Source organism: Hyphomonas sp. TMED31 (genome assembly GCF_002172815.1).
GTDB lineage: Bacteria > Pseudomonadota > Alphaproteobacteria > Caulobacterales > Hyphomonadaceae > Hyphomonas > Hyphomonas atlantica.
This window is the reverse complement of record NZ_NHCK01000059.1, coordinates 46,254-62,783: the sequence shown is the minus strand read 5'-3', so window position 1 is coordinate 62,783 and position 16,530 is coordinate 46,254. Positions and strand designations below refer to the sequence as shown.

17 protein-coding genes are annotated in these 16,530 nt (G+C 57.9%); 5 read left to right on the top strand and 12 right to left on the bottom strand.

Annotated elements, in window-relative coordinates:
* The 4 genes from CBB91_RS09170 to miaB all read right to left on the bottom strand — a co-directional run.
* Nucleotides 1-756, bottom strand: a 756-nt coding sequence (locus tag CBB91_RS09170; protein ID WP_345906788.1) for a CBS domain-containing protein, incomplete at its 3' end; no start/stop codon positions are given.
* A gap of 55 nt (nucleotides 757-811) precedes the next feature.
* Nucleotides 812-1,261, bottom strand: a complete 450-nt coding sequence (gene ybeY / locus CBB91_RS09165) for an rRNA maturation RNase YbeY (RefSeq protein ID WP_273013660.1) — start codon at nucleotides 1,259-1,261, stop codon at nucleotides 812-814.
* Nucleotides 1,262-1,272: 11 nt separating this feature from the next.
* The gene (locus tag CBB91_RS09160; protein ID WP_272981682.1) at nucleotides 1,273-2,250 is read right to left on the bottom strand and encodes a PhoH family protein; all 978 of its coding nucleotides are present in this window, start codon (nucleotides 2,248-2,250) and stop codon (nucleotides 1,273-1,275) included.
* A gap of 2 nt (nucleotides 2,251-2,252) precedes the next feature.
* Nucleotides 2,253-3,629 (bottom strand): tRNA (N6-isopentenyl adenosine(37)-C2)-methylthiotransferase MiaB, encoded by a 1,377-nt coding sequence (gene miaB, locus CBB91_RS09155; RefSeq protein ID WP_273013658.1) that lies wholly within the window; start codon nucleotides 3,627-3,629, stop codon nucleotides 2,253-2,255.
* 156 nt (nucleotides 3,630-3,785) lie between these two features.
* On the opposite strand from miaB, the gene CBB91_RS09150 reads away from it, so the two are divergent.
* Entirely contained in the window at nucleotides 3,786-5,510 is a 1,725-nt protein-coding gene (locus CBB91_RS09150) for a sodium:alanine symporter family protein (RefSeq protein WP_273013656.1), read from the top strand.
* Nucleotides 5,511-5,586: 76 nt separating this feature from the next.
* On the opposite strand, the gene CBB91_RS09145 is transcribed toward CBB91_RS09150, so the two are convergent.
* Genes CBB91_RS09145 through CBB91_RS09135 form a run of 3 tightly spaced genes read right to left on the bottom strand, consistent with a single transcriptional unit; the run spans nucleotide 5,587 to nucleotide 7,453 of the window.
* Nucleotides 5,587-6,054, bottom strand: coding sequence for a VOC family protein (locus tag CBB91_RS09145; RefSeq protein ID WP_345906789.1), 468 nt, complete (start codon nucleotides 6,052-6,054; stop codon nucleotides 5,587-5,589).
* Between the two features lie 2 nt (nucleotides 6,055-6,056).
* The gene (locus tag CBB91_RS09140) at nucleotides 6,057-6,515 is read right to left on the bottom strand and encodes a hypothetical protein (RefSeq protein ID WP_035548818.1); all 459 of its coding nucleotides are present in this window, start codon (nucleotides 6,513-6,515) and stop codon (nucleotides 6,057-6,059) included.
* A 53-nt stretch (nucleotides 6,516-6,568) separates the two neighbouring features.
* On the bottom strand, nucleotides 6,569-7,453 hold the full coding sequence (locus tag CBB91_RS09135) for a bifunctional helix-turn-helix domain-containing protein/methylated-DNA--[protein]-cysteine S-methyltransferase (protein WP_035549036.1): 885 nt from the start codon (nucleotides 7,451-7,453) through the stop codon (nucleotides 6,569-6,571).
* Nucleotides 7,454-7,581: 128 nt separating this feature from the next.
* On the opposite strand from CBB91_RS09135, the gene CBB91_RS09130 reads away from it, so the two are divergent.
* Complete coding sequence (locus CBB91_RS09130) at nucleotides 7,582-8,529, top strand: glutathione S-transferase (RefSeq protein ID WP_035548821.1); 948 nt, start codon at nucleotides 7,582-7,584, stop codon at nucleotides 8,527-8,529.
* Between the two features lie 67 nt (nucleotides 8,530-8,596).
* Nucleotides 8,597-9,406 carry an SDR family oxidoreductase gene (locus CBB91_RS09125; protein ID WP_273013652.1) on the top strand — a complete coding sequence of 270 codons (810 nt, stop codon included), beginning with the start codon at nucleotides 8,597-8,599 and terminating at the stop codon, nucleotides 9,404-9,406.
* On the opposite strand, the gene CBB91_RS09120 is transcribed toward CBB91_RS09125, so the two are convergent.
* Complete coding sequence (locus tag CBB91_RS09120) at nucleotides 9,403-10,242, bottom strand: hypothetical protein (RefSeq protein ID WP_273013651.1); 840 nt, start codon at nucleotides 10,240-10,242, stop codon at nucleotides 9,403-9,405. The two genes, CBB91_RS09125 and CBB91_RS09120, sit on opposite strands and share 4 nt — an antisense overlap.
* Nucleotides 10,243-10,456: 214 nt before the next feature.
* On the opposite strand from CBB91_RS09120, the gene CBB91_RS09115 reads away from it, so the two are divergent.
* Nucleotides 10,457-12,157 (top strand): acyl-CoA dehydrogenase family protein, encoded by a 1,701-nt coding sequence (locus CBB91_RS09115; protein WP_035549038.1) that lies wholly within the window; start codon nucleotides 10,457-10,459, stop codon nucleotides 12,155-12,157.
* Nucleotides 12,158-12,191: 34 nt separating this feature from the next.
* Here CBB91_RS09115 and CBB91_RS09110 read toward each other — a convergent pair whose 3' ends face one another.
* The 4 genes from CBB91_RS09110 to CBB91_RS09095 form a co-directional block, all read right to left on the bottom strand.
* Entirely contained in the window at nucleotides 12,192-12,806 is a 615-nt protein-coding gene (locus tag CBB91_RS09110; protein WP_273013648.1) for a glycoside hydrolase family 16 protein, read from the bottom strand.
* A gap of 230 nt (nucleotides 12,807-13,036) precedes the next feature.
* Nucleotides 13,037-13,795: an N-acyl homoserine lactonase family protein gene (locus CBB91_RS09105; RefSeq protein ID WP_273013647.1), complete on the bottom strand. Its 759-nt coding sequence runs from the start codon at nucleotides 13,793-13,795 to the stop codon at nucleotides 13,037-13,039.
* A gap of 166 nt (nucleotides 13,796-13,961) precedes the next feature.
* Nucleotides 13,962-14,357: a phosphoribosyl-AMP cyclohydrolase gene (hisI, locus tag CBB91_RS09100; protein WP_273013645.1), complete on the bottom strand. Its 396-nt coding sequence runs from the start codon at nucleotides 14,355-14,357 to the stop codon at nucleotides 13,962-13,964.
* Between the two features lie 48 nt (nucleotides 14,358-14,405).
* Nucleotides 14,406-15,599 (bottom strand): CoA transferase, encoded by a 1,194-nt coding sequence (locus CBB91_RS09095; RefSeq protein ID WP_273013643.1) that lies wholly within the window; start codon nucleotides 15,597-15,599, stop codon nucleotides 14,406-14,408.
* A gap of 29 nt (nucleotides 15,600-15,628) precedes the next feature.
* On the opposite strand from CBB91_RS09095, the gene CBB91_RS09090 reads away from it, so the two are divergent.
* Complete coding sequence (locus tag CBB91_RS09090) at nucleotides 15,629-16,528, top strand: hydroxymethylglutaryl-CoA lyase (RefSeq protein WP_273013642.1); 900 nt, start codon at nucleotides 15,629-15,631, stop codon at nucleotides 16,526-16,528.
* Nucleotides 16,529-16,530: the final 2 nt, after the last annotated feature.

Sequence of the window (16,530 nt, the reverse complement as noted above, 5' to 3'; positions counted from 1 at the left end):
ATCGGCATCGAGGATTTCGATCTCCACCCCGGACGGGTGGCGCAGGATTTCCCCGCGCACAGGCACACGCCCGGCGAGCGCATAGGCGATACCGCCCAGCGTGTCGAATTCCGAATCCTCATCACTGAGTTCGAGGTCAATCCCCGTCTCCTCGGCGAAATCCTGTATTTCGGTGCGCGCATCGACTTCCCACACCCGTGCGCTGCGCCGGACGAACATGGGCTCTTCATCGTCGTGTTCGTCTTCGATGTCACCGACGATTTCTTCAACCAGATCTTCCAGACTGACGAGACCATCCGTTCCGCCATACTCGTCTACGACAAGCGCGAGGTGAATACGGGTGGACTGCATTTTCACAAGCAAATCAGTCAATTTCATGGAGGGCGGCACATACAACACGTCGCGGTGCAGCCGCTCCAGCGGACGCTTGGCTGGCTCCTCCCCCTTGGCCAGTTCGCTGACCACATCCTTGATGTGTACAAAGCCAATCGGATCATCGAGAGATTCTCGAAACACTGGCAGGCGGGAATGCGTCACTTCCGCGAAGTATTTCAGCAGCTCCGGAAACTCCATCCCGACTTCAACAGCCTTGATTTCAGCACGCGGCACCATGACGTCGTCCACACGCAGGTCTTGGAACTCTGCGAGCCGCAAGCGCATCTCGTTCGGATTGTGCTGGGGCATCTCACCATTTGCCTCGGGAGACACCGCCTCCACAGGATCAGTTTTCCGGCCGAAACCGAAAAAGCTACGCAATCGGCCGCTTGGCGGCGCATTAGAAGGGTCGGGGTCGCTCATAGCCTCAGATGATTCAGTCGGTCGAATATGGATTATCTATGCCCAGCGATGCAAGCGCCTTTATTTCCAGACCCTCCATCTTCTCGGCTTCGTGATCGGTTTGATGATCATGGCCCAGCAAATGCAGATAGCCATGAATGAGAAGATGCGTCAGATGATCGGCAAGTGTCTTGTTCTGCGCAGTAGCGTCTTCTTTCGCAACACCCAGAGCGACGGCAATATCCCCCAGCATGGGTCGGCCCATGGGATCCGCTGGAAAGGACAGTACATCCGTCGGCTTGTCCTTGCTTCGGAACTGGCGATTCAAGCCGTGAAGCACATCATTGTCAGCCAGCAGAAGCGCAACGATACCCTCGGCCGGCTCCACCTTCACGGCAGCATCGAAGGCAGTCTGGCAGACAGATTCCAGATCGGGAATCTCTGACCACGCGTCCTCTTCGACTATCAGATCAAGTTCGACCATGCGCCCTGCGCTCAACCCTCGCCATGCGCGGCATATGCATCAATGATGCGGCTGACGAGGCCGTGACGCACGACATCCGCTGCCGTCAGCTTGTGCACATTCACACCCTCGACATCCGACAGGATCTCAAGTGCGTGGCGCATGCCAGATGGCTGACTACCTGGCAGGTCCACTTGCCCCGGATCTCCTGTGATCACCATGCGGCTGTCCCGACCCAGGCGCGTCAGCACCATCTTCATCTGCGGAATGGTCGTATTCTGAGCTTCGTCCACAATGACAAATGCATTCTTCAGTGTGCGTCCACGCATGAAGGCGAGCGGCGCGACTTCAATCTCCCCGCGCGCCATGCGGCGCTCCATCTGTTCCTGCCCCATCAACTCGCGAAGCGAGTCCCAGATCGGCAGCATGTAGGGATCGACTTTCTCTTCAAGTGTCCCCGGCAGGAAGCCCAGCTTTTCCCCCGCTTCCACTGCGGGTCGTGTCACGATCAAGCGCTGACGCGCCCCGGACAGAAGCTCTGAAACACCGGCAGCAACTGCCAGGAATGTCTTGCCAGTACCCGCCGGCCCGACACCAAAGATCATTGCATTGTCAGGATTTGCCAACAAATCGATATAGCGTGATTGTCCACGCGTCTGCGGTGTTATCGGCTTCTTCAGGGAGCGGAATGTACCGAAGGTCTGTTGCGGTGTTCTCGCGGCTTCCAAAGCGCCATCCACATCCATGTCCGAGATGTCGGCACCTTTTCGCAGGCGCCGCTCCAGCTCAGCCAGAACTGCCTCAGCGATGGATACGCCTTCGGCTTTCCCGACCAGGAGAATACCGCCACCCTGACTTTCCGCTTTCAGCCCATATTCATCCAACCGCGTCTCCAGCAATTGGAGATGACGATGATGCGGCCCGCACAAATCACGCAGGGTTTCTGCGTTGCTGACCTCATAGATACGGCTGACCGGTGCCTCGGGCGAGGCAGATGGACGACGTTTCACGCTCAAAGGGCAACCTCTCTTGCCCGGATCAATTCACCAGACAGCGAACTCATCGTTGCGCCGTTAACTTTCACATCCACAATCTTCCCCGTCAGTTCAGCTGGCCCATCGAAATGCACCGCCTGCATCCAGGGCGAGCGACCATGCGCTTGGCCTTCCAAGCGTCCCCGCCCTGTCACCAGAACTGGCACAGTCTGTCCGATCTTGGACTTGTTGAATGCGGTCTGCTGCTCACGCAGCAATTTCTGAAGCGCCTGCAGGCGAGCGTCTTTGACGTCTTCTGGTACGTGTCCAAACATTTCCGCCGCCGGGGTGCCGGGGCGGGGGGAGTATTTGAAGGAATATGCAATCGCGTAGTTCACATCACGCACCAATTGCATCGTTGCTTCAAAATCTTCGTCGCTCTCGCCTGGAAATCCGACAATGAAGTCGGACGCCAGCGCAACATCGGGCTGAGCTTCGCGCACCTTGCGAATAATTTCGCGATACTCGTCTGCCGTGTGGCCACGGTTCATGGCTTTCAGAATCCGGTCCGAGCCGGACTGCACCGGCAAGTGCAGGAAAGGCTGCATTTGTGGCGTGTCACCATGCGCCGCGATCAGGTCATCATCCATGTCACGCGGATGGCTGGTTGTATAACGAATACGTTCAATGCCGCCGATCTTGGCAAGGTGCCGGCAAAGCTGTCCCAAGGTCCAGTCTTCCCCGCCCTCTACCTGGGGAGCTGCGCCATGAAACGCATTGACGTTCTGACCGAGCAACGAAATCTCGCGAACACCTTGCGCCGCCAAATTCCGCGCTTCCATCACGATATCGTCGACCGGGCGCGACAGCTCAGCGCCGCGCGTATATGGCACAACGCAGAAGGTGCAGAACTTGTCGCAACCCTCCTGCACTGACAGGAAGGCCGTCGGCCCATCGGCTTCACGCGTCTTCGGCAAAGCGTCGAATTTTTCCAGAGTCTCGAAATCTGTTTCGAGGCGATCCCCAACAGCGCGGCTGGCCCGGGCGATCATCTCAGGCAATTTGTGATAGGCTTGTGGGCCCAGAACCAGATCGACAAGCGGTTGGCGACGCATGATTTCCTCGCCTTCGGCCTGTGCCACACACCCAGCCACAGCGATTGTCATGTTGCTGCCGGTGTTCTGCTTCATCCGCTTGAGTTGGCCGAGCTCTGAATAGACCTTCTCAGTTGCCTTCTCGCGGATATGGCACGTGTTCAACACGACAAGATCAGCCGCCTCGGGCGTATCCACCGGCGCATAGCCGAGCGGACGCAATACGTCCCGCATGCGCTCGGAGTCATAGACATTCATCTGGCACCCATAGGTCTTGATAAAGAGACCCTTGGTGTTCTGTTTCGCCTCTGGAGTATTCATGGGCGGGCTTATGCCTGAAAATGACTGCCGCTGCCAGAACCTTGTGCGCCTCGCCTGCAGCCACGGCAATCCTGTGCCATCCCTGCGACAAAAGCTTCACACGGCCCGAAAGCTGGCTAGTGTGCGGCCAAGCAATCAAAGGAGCCGGGGAGGCCCATGGATATCATCAAACTCATCGAGAACATCTCTGGATTTATCTGGGGGGGGACCTGGGGAGACGACGTCATCATTCCGGGCCAGATTGGCCCACTCGCCGTGGTCCTTCTAGGCACGGGCCTGTTCATGATGGTCCGTTTGGGCGCGCGTCCCGTGCGCCGTTTCGTGCCTGCGTTGGTCGAAGTCTGGCAAGGCCGCAAGGCTCAGGGCGAAGATGGCGCCATCACACCGTGGCAGGCGCTTTCGACCGCCCTGTCGGGTCAGGTCGGCACCGGAAACCTGGCAGGTGTGGCCACGGCTATCACTCTGGGTGGACCTGGCGCAATCTTCTGGATGTGGGTTGTTGCCCTGTTCGGCATGGCACTCGCCTTCTCCGAAAGCTCTCTCGCAATCAAATATCGCGAAACGGACGAGTATGGCCGCATCAATGGCGGCCCGATGTACTATATCAAGAACGGTCTGGGCAAAGGCTGGGGCTGGCTCGCGGTCATTTTCTGTCTCGGAACCCTGTTCTCCGCAATGGCGACCGGGTCAATGATTCAGGCCAATTCCATCACCGAAGCCGCACTGGAAACAGGCTCACATCTCGGCGTCAGCATTCCGAACTGGAGCGTCGGCATCCTGCTTTCTGTTCTGGTGTTTGCGGTCATTATTGGCGGCATCAAGTCGATTGGCTCCTTTGCTGGCAAAGTCGTGCCTGTCATGGCTGGCCTCTATGTTCTGATCGCCTTCCTTGTCCTTGTCGTGAATGCAGACAAGGTGCCTGGCGCCTTCATGCAGATCATCGGCACAGCCTTTGGCTGGAAGGAAGCCGCCGGGGGCGCAGCAGGTTACGGCGTCATGCAAGCGGTGCGCTACGGTATTGCCCGCGGCTTGTTCTCCAACGAAGCCGGTCAGGGCTCCGCCCCGATCGCGCACGCAGCAGCTCAGACCAAGAACCCCGTCATGCAGGGCGAAATCGCCATGATCGGCGTGTTCATCGATACGATCATCATCTGCACCATGACCGCGTTGGTCATCCTGACAGTACAGGGCGACTTCAAGAAGAGCCCCGCCCTGATGGCAGCGAATGCGTGTTTTGATGCGGGCATCGAAATGCCGATAAACCCGGACGCAACCGACGGCGCGAAATATGGCGTATCGGACCTGTTCCCGTCCGCGTATGAAGACGGGCGCGAAGCGAAGATCGCGGCTGTGGGACCAACTGCCCAATCCTACCTCTTGGCCTGTCAGGCGTCGGGCAAGGTTGACGTCTCTCAGGAAGCGCTCGACGCGTCTGGCAATCCTGAGATCCTGATGGATGTGGACCATGCCTGGGAAACGGACGCGAATTCGGCGGCTGTCACGACGCGCGCCTACGCTGCCGCCATTCCGGTCATCGGGCCCTGGATCGTGCCGGTTGCACTGTTCTTCTTCGCCTTCACCACCATCATTGGCTGGTCTTATTACGGCGAGCAGGCCGTGACCTATCTCATTGGCGAATGGGCGACACATCCATTCCGCTACATCTGGGTTGTTGTCGTGTTCCTTGGCACGGTGGCCGCAGCTGATTGGCTCTGGCTACTCGGCGACATCGCGAACGCCTCGATGGCTTTCCCGAACCTGATCGCCATCCTGGCGCTTTCGGGCGTCGTAGCTGCCATGCACAAGTCGAACGGAGATCCCGACAAGGGCCATCCGGTGCACGACTATCGCGAAGAGTCGCGCCACCCCGAACAGGACTAGACGCGACATACAACCAAAAAATAAAGCCCCGCCTGGTTCACACCGGGCGGGGCTTTTCTATTCCACTTTGTGCCGTCTACCAGACGCCGATATTCTCTGCGCTGGCCCAAGGTTCTTTCGGGCCAAGCGGCTCGCCCTTCTGAAGCAGTTCAACCGATATCCCGTCCGGCGATCGGATGAAGGCCATGCGGCCGTCACGCGGCGGACGGTTGATCGTCACACCGAGATCCTGCAGGCGCTCGACCGCGCCATAGATATCGTCGACAAGGTAAGCGAGGTGGCCAAAATTCCGGCCACCAGAATATTCTTCCGGGTCCCAATTATAGGTCAGCTCCACCATCGGGATGTCGGTCTGGGTCGGGTTTACCCCTTCTGGCATCCCGCCCATGCGATCAACATCTTCAGGTGTCGCCAGAAACACCAGAGTGAACCGCCCGGCTTCGCTGTCCATCCGACTGACTTCTTTCAGCCCCAGACCCTCGCAGAAGAATTTGAGAGATGCATCGATGTCGCTGACGCGCACCATTGTATGCAGATATTGAATGCTCATGACTGGCCTCCGTTAAGGTCCCGAATGACTTGTTTGAATGTGGGTGGCATCAGCGCATAGTAGCGCCGCATCGCGATCGCCAACAGGCCGATCGTCACGAGCATGAAGGCAAGAAACACGGAAAATGTGTGAATAAGCGTTCCGGTCTCAAAGACCGGGGACTGCCCACTCAGCCGCCAGAATGTCAGCCATAGCTGGTTGAAGCCGGCGACAAATGGCCCAAGAAGTCCGAATACGATGACCGCACACGCGAAGAAATAGGTTGCGGCCCTCGGCCCTTCGCTACGCAGATAGAGATCTGTGAACTCTACCTCAGTCACATCCTCCGGAATCTCGCCCGATGCCTTGCGCACCGCTAAAACTTCCGGGGCGAAATCGCGCGCCTGTTTCCAACGCCAAGCCAGATGACCGCCCCAGGCAACAAGCGCGGCAAGAATAATCAGGAATGCGAGCATGAGCGTTTTCGGTCCGGGATCTGCGGCGGAATGCCGTCTGCCCGGCGCCTGTATCAGGCCGCGCAGGCACGTTCGAGGGTCAACATGGCACGCTTGCGTGCCACACCCCAATGATAATTATGAAGCCGACCGTCCGCTGCAAGGGCACGGTGACAGGGAATAAACCAGCTTATGGGATTTGCACCCACCGCCGCCCCAACAGCACGTGCTGCCTTGGGGTTACCACTCGCCTTGGCAAGCGCCCCATAGGTCGAGACGGTGCCCATCGGAATATCCAGCAATGCCCGCCAGATCTGCCGCCGGAACGGCGTGCCATAGAGTGCCACGGGCAACGGCTCGCCTGCCTCGAATACACGGCGTGCCATCTGTTCGGCCTCCGCATCATCGCGCCGGATACTCGCCCCCGGATATCGCCCAGCCAAATCTGCAAACGCATTTTCTTCCGTGCGCCCCTGATGCTCGAATCCGGTCCTCTCAGGTGGGTTTTCATCGATAAAGCCAAGCGCCACCAATCCTCGTGGAGAAATGAGCCAAGCCCCTTCTCCAAAAGGTGTTGGCGCGCGTCCGAGTACAAGGTCCGCTCCCTTGCCGCCTGCCTTCGCTTCACCAGGTGAAAGCCCTTCGTGCGCGATGAAGAGATCGTGCAGTCGTCCCGGCCCGGACAGGCCTGTTTCCAGAGTCGCATCCAGCACACTTGCCCCCTCTCGAAGCAGGTCACCGGCTGCTGCATGTGCCAGAGCGGATTGGTATTGCTTCGGGCTTATCCCGGCCCATCGAGTGAACTCGCGCTGAAAATGACTGGGTGACAAGCCAACGGACTTCGCAGCCGTCGCCAAGTCTGGCCATTCCTGCCAAGTGTCGCCCAAATAGGACAGGGCATCTGCCATGCGCTCATAGGCGACAGCGCGCTCATCAAGGGAGTGGGAAACAGTCATCATGAAACATGAATGCCGCGCTACAAACTCAAGTGCCACCCGTTTCTTGCGGCACATCTCACCAATTGAGACTTCCCAGCCCAACAAAAGCCCGGCAAGTATAATCCGTAAAAAGTCCTGGGAGACATAAAATGGCTGATGCGCGCAGTATTATCCTGCATGAGTATCCAACCTCACCTTATGCAGAAAAAATCCGGCTCGCATTGCGCCTCAAGAATTTGGCATACAGTCGGGTAGAGATTCCGGTCATCATGCCACGGCCTGACCTAATGCCTCTGACCGGCGGCTATCGACGTACGCCTGTAATGCAGATTGGCGCGGATGTCTTTTGCGACACAGCGATAATCTTGCGGGAGTTGGAGGCACGCTATCCAATGCCTGCGCTGAAGCTGCCCGGCCATGAGGGGCTGGCCCAGATGGTCGCGGGCTGGACCGATGGTCGATGGTTCCAAAGCTCTGTCGCCGTCATCTTCGGGGAAATGGGTGACAAGGTCCCGGAAGCCTTCAGGAAAGATCGCGAAGCTCTTTCCGGGAGACCCTTTGACGTCGATGCGATGAAGGCCGTCGCGCCGATGATGCGCGATCAATGGCGTGCGCGCCTGATGCTGCTGGAAGAACGTCTGCAGGGCGGGCAAGGCGCCGGGGCCGGTATCTACCTTGTCGGAATGAAGCCCGGCCTGGTCGACATCCACGCCTATATGAATGTCTGGTTCATGCACCAGAATGTGCCGGATTTTGTCGCCAAATGCTTCGAAACTGCCGATCTGACAAAAGCGTGGTTTGAGCGACTGCAGGAATTCGAAGGACAAACTCCGGAAACGATTACGTCCAAAGACGCGTTGGAAATCGGGCTGAATTCAGCACCTCGCCTGGTCGCCGCGACGACGCGTAATGAACCACAAGAGTTTGCCCCCGGAGAGAACGTAGCTGTTGCCCCAGACGATTACGGTCAGGTCTGGGTGGAAGGTGAACTCGTGCATGCAGACTCTCAACGCATCATCCTGCAACGTACGTCGCCAGAGGCCGAAACGGTTCATGTTCATTTTCCTCGCGCCGGATTCCTGGTGCGCCGAGCCTAGGCCGCCTTGCCAGAAAGGCCCTGCCCGCTAGTCTCGATACGGCAGCGTTTCGCAACGGAGATGGATCATGGACAGGCGGCTTTGTCTTATCACGGGCGCTTCAGCGGGCATCGGCGCCGAATTCGCCAGACAATATGCAGCACTCGGCTGGGACGTCGCTTTGACTGCCCGCCGCAAAGATCGTCTTGAGGAACTGGCTACCGAGATCGAAAGCAAGTACGGCGTTCACGCTATCTGCATCGTACAGGATCTCGCCCGGGCGAATTCGGCCGACAAGATTCTGTCCACGCTCTTGGAGCAGGACCGACACGTGGACGCGTTGGTGAACAATGCGGGCTATGGTCTGCCCGGTACTTTCTTCAACACGAGCTGGAAGTCGCAGGCAGAGTTCCTGCGCGTGCTCTATACGGCCCCGATCGAACTCGCGCACAAGGTTCTGCCCGGCATGTCTGATCGCGGATATGGACGCATCATCAATGTCGCCTCACTGGCGGGCTATGCGCCGGGTAGCAACGGCCATACCCTCTACGCCAGCGTGAAAGCCGGGCTCACAAAGTTCTCTGAAAGCCTGAATGCGGAGTGCGAGGCGCTTGAGGGGGCTGACATACATTGCACCGCGTTATGCCCCGGGTTCACCTATAGCGAATTCCACGACGTAAATGGCACACGCGAACAGATGAAAAGCATGAACAAACGGATGTGGATGGAGGCTGGACCTGTCGTAAAAGCAGGCATCGACGCGGTGAACCGGGGACAACCGGTTGTCGTTCCGGGTGTGGTGAACAAAGGCCTCGCGACTCTGACGCGGCTGATGCCTGAACCTCTCGGCCGCGCCATCATGCGTCGCCAAAGCCGCACAATTCGTCGCCAGGATTAGTCGCCGGTCGCCGTAAACTCTTCGCGAATACGATTGGCGGTCGGTGTCGTATCCGTCTTTCGCCAGTCCTTTGCGGTTCGCTCGCGTACCTTTTCAGGCCGTTTGCCGCGTTTGACCTCAGCGTGTTCTTCGCGGCCTGAGGACACAATCGGGCCCTCGAAAAAGGCCGACCAGTATTTCCCGAGCACTTCCGCGCGGCCCTCAAGCGATCGCAGTTTACGGCGCTCTTTCCAACTCGTCAGTTTGATGCCTTCCGTCTTGATGCGCTTTTCAGCACCGGCGAACCGAAGACAGCCGGAATAGCGTGTCGGGGCACCACCCGTCAGATCAAACTGGACCTCGCCAAATCCCTCTGCCTGCCGGCCTGACTCAATTGGCAGCGTTTCGCGAAACTTGAAGTCGATACGTGGCCAATTGAACCCCAGATACTCGGCATGCAGGCCGCTCTCGACCTCACCGATGCGCGTAAGGGTGGATGAGGAAATCAGAATGCCGTTACGCGCGGGCTTCAGCGTCACAATCGCGATGCGCGGCCCATTGGGGCCGCCGCGTTCCGCCTGAATCCAGCTTCCTTCGACAAAAGATCGCCCCAGAACCCACCGCCGAGGCCACCCCAGCTTCAACAATCCCGGCAGGATAATACCTGACAACACAGACCAGACGATGAGCAACACCAATCCGGCGCCAACCAAACCACCCCATCGGGCGACCGCACTCTCGCCTGCGACCTGAAAAATCGTCTCGCGAACCGTCGGCCCGAAGGCGACAATTCCTGCAAGAACAACACTCGACGCCAGAAGGCTGGAGATTGCGCTGAAGCGATTGTAGGGGTTCATTTAAAAGGCGGCTCCGTCAGGGTTCGGTGTGCGTGATCCCCTTTCCGGAAATCCGTCCTTGAACACCGATTACCGCAACGCCAGTCGGGACGCCACGCATATTCTGTTGTTTCCTGAAAGCGAGACGTATTGTTGCAGCGCACAACTTATCCATGACTTGCCGCCCACTGCGCCCTATAATCAGAAAAAACAGAAATCTCTGGAGGAAGTTCGAATGGATGGTGCTGTTGAGACTGCGGCCCTTGAACCTGTTGTAATCCCAAATCTGGTTGCGTTGATCAGTGACGCATGCACAGCCATTGACGCATATGCCGATGCCGCGAGAGGCAAGTGCCGCGCAGCGCTGACCAATGATGACGGCCGCCCGGACCGCGCCGCACTTGAGCGCGAGCAACATATTGCACATGGCCTTTCCTGGCTGGTGACTTATGCCGAAACCCTGAGGCAGACGGCGGAATGGGCCGCCCGGTTGGATCAGGAAGGAAAGTTCGGCACAACTGAATCCCTTCTGACGCAAATCCTGTTCAGCGACTATTGCGCGCAACTCGCAAGCGGTATTCCGATGAACCAAGGCGAAGTCATTCGCCCGCACGAACTCGGCATTGCTGCCGAAGCGAGCGCACTGGCTGCCGCAAGCCCCATCCAGAAGCTCATTATCGAAGGCAAAACACCTGCCGTGATGGCCGCGGCTGCCGAATGCCTGCCAGATGCACTCAGCCGCAACACGGTCGAGGAAACAGGTCTCGACGAAACCATGAGCATGGTTCGCGAACAGTTTGCGAAATACGCAACGGACAAGATCAAACCGAACGCGCATGAATGGCATCTCAAGAACGAATATATTCCGATGGATGTCGTCAACGAGATGGCAGAACTCGGCGTTTTTGGCCTGACCATTCCCGAAGAGTTCGGCGGTTTCGGCATGGGCAAGACGGCCATGTGTGTCGTCTCGGAAGAATTGTCCCGCGGATATATTGGCACCGGCTCCCTCGGCACACGGTCGGAAATCGCCGCTGAGTTGATCCTGATCGGCGGCACCGATGATCAAAAGCAGAAATGGCTGCCGCTGATATCAAGCGGAGAAATCCTGCCCACAGCCGTTTTTACTGAGCCAAACACTGGATCAGACCTCGGCTCCCTGCGTACTCGCGCTGTCAAATCTGAAGATGGCTCGGAGTACAGTGTCACCGGCAACAAGACCTGGATTACTCATCCAGTCCGCGCAGACTTGATGACACTGCTCGCGCGCACAGATCCGTCCACTAATAATTTTTCCGGTCTATCCATGTTGTTGGCCGAAAAGCCGCGGGGCACAGACGAACACCCCTTCCCGGCTGACGGCATGACCGGCGGGGAAATCGAAGTTCTCGGCTATCGCGGCATGAAAGAATATGAAATCGGTTTTGACGATTTCAAAGTCAAAGCCGAAAACCTGCTGGGCGGTGTCGAGGGGCAAGGCTTCAAACACCTCATGGCTACGTTCGAAAGTGCGCGCATCCAGACCGCCGCCCGCGCTATCGGCGTCGCGCAGAACGCTTTCGAAACCGGCCTGCAATACGCGCTAGATCGCAACCAATTCGGCAAGCCGATCTTTGAATTCCCGCGTGTCTCAAACAAGCTGGTCATGATGGCAGCAGAGCTCGTCGGCGTTCGTCAGCTTACATACTATTCCGCGCGCCAGAAGGATGGTGGAAAGCGTTGCGACCTGGAAGCGGGAATGGCGAAGCTGCTTGCCGCCCGCATTGCCTGGGCGGCGGCTGATAATGCCGTTCAAATCCACGGAGGCAATGGTTTTGCGCTGGAGTACCCTGTCAGCCGAATCCTTCAGGACGCACGCATTCTGAATATCTTCGAAGGAGCAGGCGAAGTTCAGGCGATGGTCATCGCGCGTCGCCTGATCGAAAGCGCGAACTGACCACTGTCCCCTTGGGGCCAGCCATAGGTTGGCCCTAGGGAATCTTCTTCTCGTAGACGCGAACCCAATCAACGAGAAAACGGTCCGGCAGACGCTTGTCGTCAGGCATATTCGACCACCACTGATGAGCGACGGAGGGCTGTGTACTGATTTCTCCGGAGAATTTGATCCATTTGGGCGCTTTCGAAACGCCACCGGCAGAACTTCGCCAAACCTCTTCGCCGTCAACGAACCAGATATACTCTGTCTCGCTCCATTCCAGCGCAAACACATGCCATCCACTGCGAATACCTGGACGAACTGCTTTCTTGTTTTCGGTCTTGTGATGCTTGTCGTATCCATCCCAGTGGAGCGCGTGGCTGACCACGTCATTCCAGCCGAAAGCTTCAACGATATCGATTTCTGTGCCGTCTTCACCGGATCCGTCTTCCAGGTGCACCTCATCCGCAAATAGCCAGAAGGCAATCCACCAACCTGGATCCTGAGGCAGTTTGATACGCGCCTCATAGCGACCGAAAGCGGTCTCGAACTTTCCTTCCGTAGACACCATGCCAGACGCATAATCGTGAGGATCGTCATCCTGGTCCGGGTTTCGGTTTGGTATTAGGGTTGCTGTAATTTCCAGCTGTCCGTGACCTGTCAGGCTCACATTATCTTTAAGCCACCACCCGTCCGGACCCTCGGAGTTNTGCTTTCGATTGTATTCGTGAGAAATCCACTTGTCGGGATCTGGCCGCCCCCGACCACTGAACTCATCCCGNAAAACAAGCTTCCAACCCGAGTTGGGATGATCAAGCACTGAATAGGATGTTGTGTTGCTTGAGCATGCGACGCTCAGACAAAATAGAACAGCTGCAGCAAACAAGCGCATTCTGCGCATTAGCGAATCTCTCCTTGCAGCGGATCGATATCCGCTGGTTCATGTTGGATAATNACTTTCGCACCCAAGGCCTCAGCCCGCGCCTCAAATGCTTCCATGGACTCCAGGGTCTGATCTTCGTCTGAATTGAATCTTGGGACGCGCTTCAGGTCGCGGCTTTCTGCCCGATGGTAAAGATCGCCCGTCAGCAGGATGGGCCCCGATTCCGGCATCATCAATTGCAGCGATGTGTGCCCGGGCGTGTGTCCGGGTGTTTCAAANATCACGACACTTCCATCGCCAAACACATCTAATTCGCCGGTGAACACCTGCTTTTCCATAGGCTCGAACAAGGCAAAGAGAGCTTGTTGCTCAGCTGCGATTTCGGCTCCCTCGCCGTCTTCAGGGAACATGGCATCAAGTTCACCCTGGCTAACCAGCCAAGTCGCTCCCGACACCTGATCGGCTTGCCCGATATGGTCGAAATGGCTGTGGGAAATTGCGACATAGTCGATGTCGTCAGGGGTCAAACCCCGATCGGCAAAATGATCCGTCAGAGTCTTGTCCAGCGATACTGTGAAGATCTGCTGCGTCTGNGGTCCNGCAACGGCGAGGATCCCCGGCAGGCCGAGATCCCACAGAAGGTTGCCATCCGGGTGGCGAACCAGAAAACACGCATCAGTGAAGGTGTCGGCTTCGCCTGCATAGTCCCCTGCAGAGGAAAATGCATCAAGATCNGAGACTTCGATNGTNCCGCAATCGAGTACGTCGACACGCAAGGCTGCCGTTTCCGAACTTTCNGAAACCGNCGCATCCGTTGTTGGCACCTCATCNGGCGCGTCCGCGCCACACGCGACCAAGACTACCAGTGAAAATATTGATCCAGCCCAAACCGTCGCGCGCATACTCTACCCCCATGACTGTTTGNGAATTCAATCCCAACTCTCAGTCTTTGGCAACCGTAAGCCCGACGCCATCGCTGTCTGCGATCCGATAAAAACAGCTCGCGCGGCCAGTATGGCAGGCTCCGCCCGTCTGGCGAACCTTGAGCAAAACTGCGTCCTGGTCACAATCAATGCGCACTTCTTCGACGNGTTGCACGTGACCAGANGTTTCNCCCTTNACCCATANCGACTGACGAGACCGGGACCAATAAGTCGCCCGCCCGGTTTCAAGAGTCGCCTTCAAGGCGTCAGAGTTCATCCAGGCGAGCATCAACACTTCGCCTGAGGCAACGTCCTGGGCGATCGCCGCGATCAGTCCATCGGCATTGAATTTCGGACGCAATTCGGGGCATTCATCCTGTGCGCTGCCGGAAAGAGGTTCGGGGAAGTCAGTCATCCGGGCCACATAGTCGANATAGCAGNCCCCNGCCAGAAGGAATTGGCCCTAAACGACGCCGCGCTCGCGCAACCCCGCTTGTTGATCGGAGTCGTAGCCAAGAGTTGTCAGGATCATATCCGTATGCTCGCCAAGCCCCGGTGAACTGGCTTCAACCCCGCCGGGCGTATCGGTCAGTTTNGGNAAAACACCCTGCATCGGCACATCGCCCAAAACCGGATGCGACACGCGGATGATTGCATCACGAGCGGCTATATGTGCGTCTTCCAGCATTTCCTTGGCCCGGTTCACCGGACCGCACGGAACGCCATTCTCCTCACATGTTGCCAGGACGTGAGCCATTGTGTGCTGCCGGGTCCAGTCAGAGATCATGTCGTCCAACTCCGCCTGGTTCTCACCCCGGGCGTCGTGCGTGGCGTAGCGNGGATCATCCGCCCAGTCGGTGCCGCACATGGCAGACAGGCGGCGAAACAATGTGTCCTGATTGGCCCCAATGATCACGAGACCGTCGCTGCAGGGGTAGACGCCTGACGGAGCAATACGCGGCAATATAGGTCCGCTCCGCTCGCGCGTATGTCCCATGAGTGCATATTCGGGGATCAGGCTCTCCATAAAGGCCATGACGGTTTCGTAGATAGCTGCATCGACCACCTGTCCCTTCCCCGACTTCTCCCGTGCGAACAGAGCCATCATCGTGCCAAGCGCAGCGAATGTGCCGGTCATCGTATCGCCAAGAGAAACCCCTGCCCGCGCAGGCAGGCGATCCGGCTCGCCAATCAGGTAGCGCAGGCCGCCTTTCGCTTCGCCAACGCTGGCATACCCTGCNTTATGGCTTTCCGGGCCGGTCTGGCCGTAGCCGGACACGCGCGCGATCACGAGACGCGGGTTGATCTCGTGCAACAACTCCGGACCGAGCCCCCAGCGCTCCAGCGTTCCGGGGCGAAAATTCTCGACCAGTACGTCAGCCGTCTTCACCAGGTCGNGNAATATTGCCTGTCCTTCTTCCACGCGCAGGTTCAGGGTCAGGGATTTCTTGTTGCGCCCGATGATAGGCCAGAACAAGCCAATGTCGTCCTTCTTGACTGCGCCCCAGCCTCGCGCCGGATCCGGCAGGCCGGGCGCCTCAACCTTGATCACTTCAGCGCCAAAGTCGCCAAGCAATTGTCCGCAGAAGGGGCCGGCAATCAGCTGGCCGAGTTCGATGACGCGCAGGCCATCCAGAGGGCGTTTCGTATCTGTCATTTGACCTCAATGCACACTACATAGGCATCATGACAAGACGTATTGATATTGTGGAAGTCGGCCCACGCGATGGGCTGCAGAATGATCCCGCCGATCTGACCATCGAGCAGAAGCTTGAATTCATTGCGAGATTGGAAGAAGCGGGCGTCAAACGGATGGAGTCCGGCAGCTTCGTCAGCCCCAAGGCAGTGCCCAAGATGGCCGATTCTGCCGCAGTCTTCGCAGGGCTGGACCGGTCAAAAGGAACGCGCCATATCGCCCTTGCTCTGAACGAGAAAGGTGTACGCCGCGCCATTGACGCGAAAGCTGATGAAATCAATTTCGTGCTCGTGGCCAGCGAGACCTTTGGCAAGCGCAATCAAGGCATGANCCCGCAAGAAAGNGCGGACGCNCTGTTCCAGATTGCGCCTCTCGTGTTCGACGCAGGCATCCCGCTGTCCGCCACAATCTCTGTCGCNTTNGGNGATCCGTTTGACGGGGAAGTCGATGTAAAACTTGTCGGAAATCTCGCCGCGCAGGCGCAACGCGCAGGCGTGGGCGAACTGGCACTCGGCGACACAATCGGTGTAGCGGACCCGTGGGCGGTTCGCCGCGCGATCGAACGGGTACGGTTGGAAGCTCCTGACGTGTTTCTGCGCATGCATTTCCATGACACGCGCGGCGCGGCGCTTGCCAATGTCGCGGCCGCCGTGGATGCGGGCGTGGACGTGATCGATGCCAGCTGCGGCGGAATCGGCGGCTGCCCGTTTGCTCCAGCGGCGACAGGCAACGTCGCCACCGAAGACGTTGTCTACATGCTGGAGCGCGGCGGCTTCGAAACGGGATTGGACCTCAGCAAGCTGATCGAAACCGCCAAATGGCTTGAAACCGTTCTGGGCCACCCGATTGCGTCGTCGCTCAGCAAGGCGGGCGGATTTCCCACGACTTGATC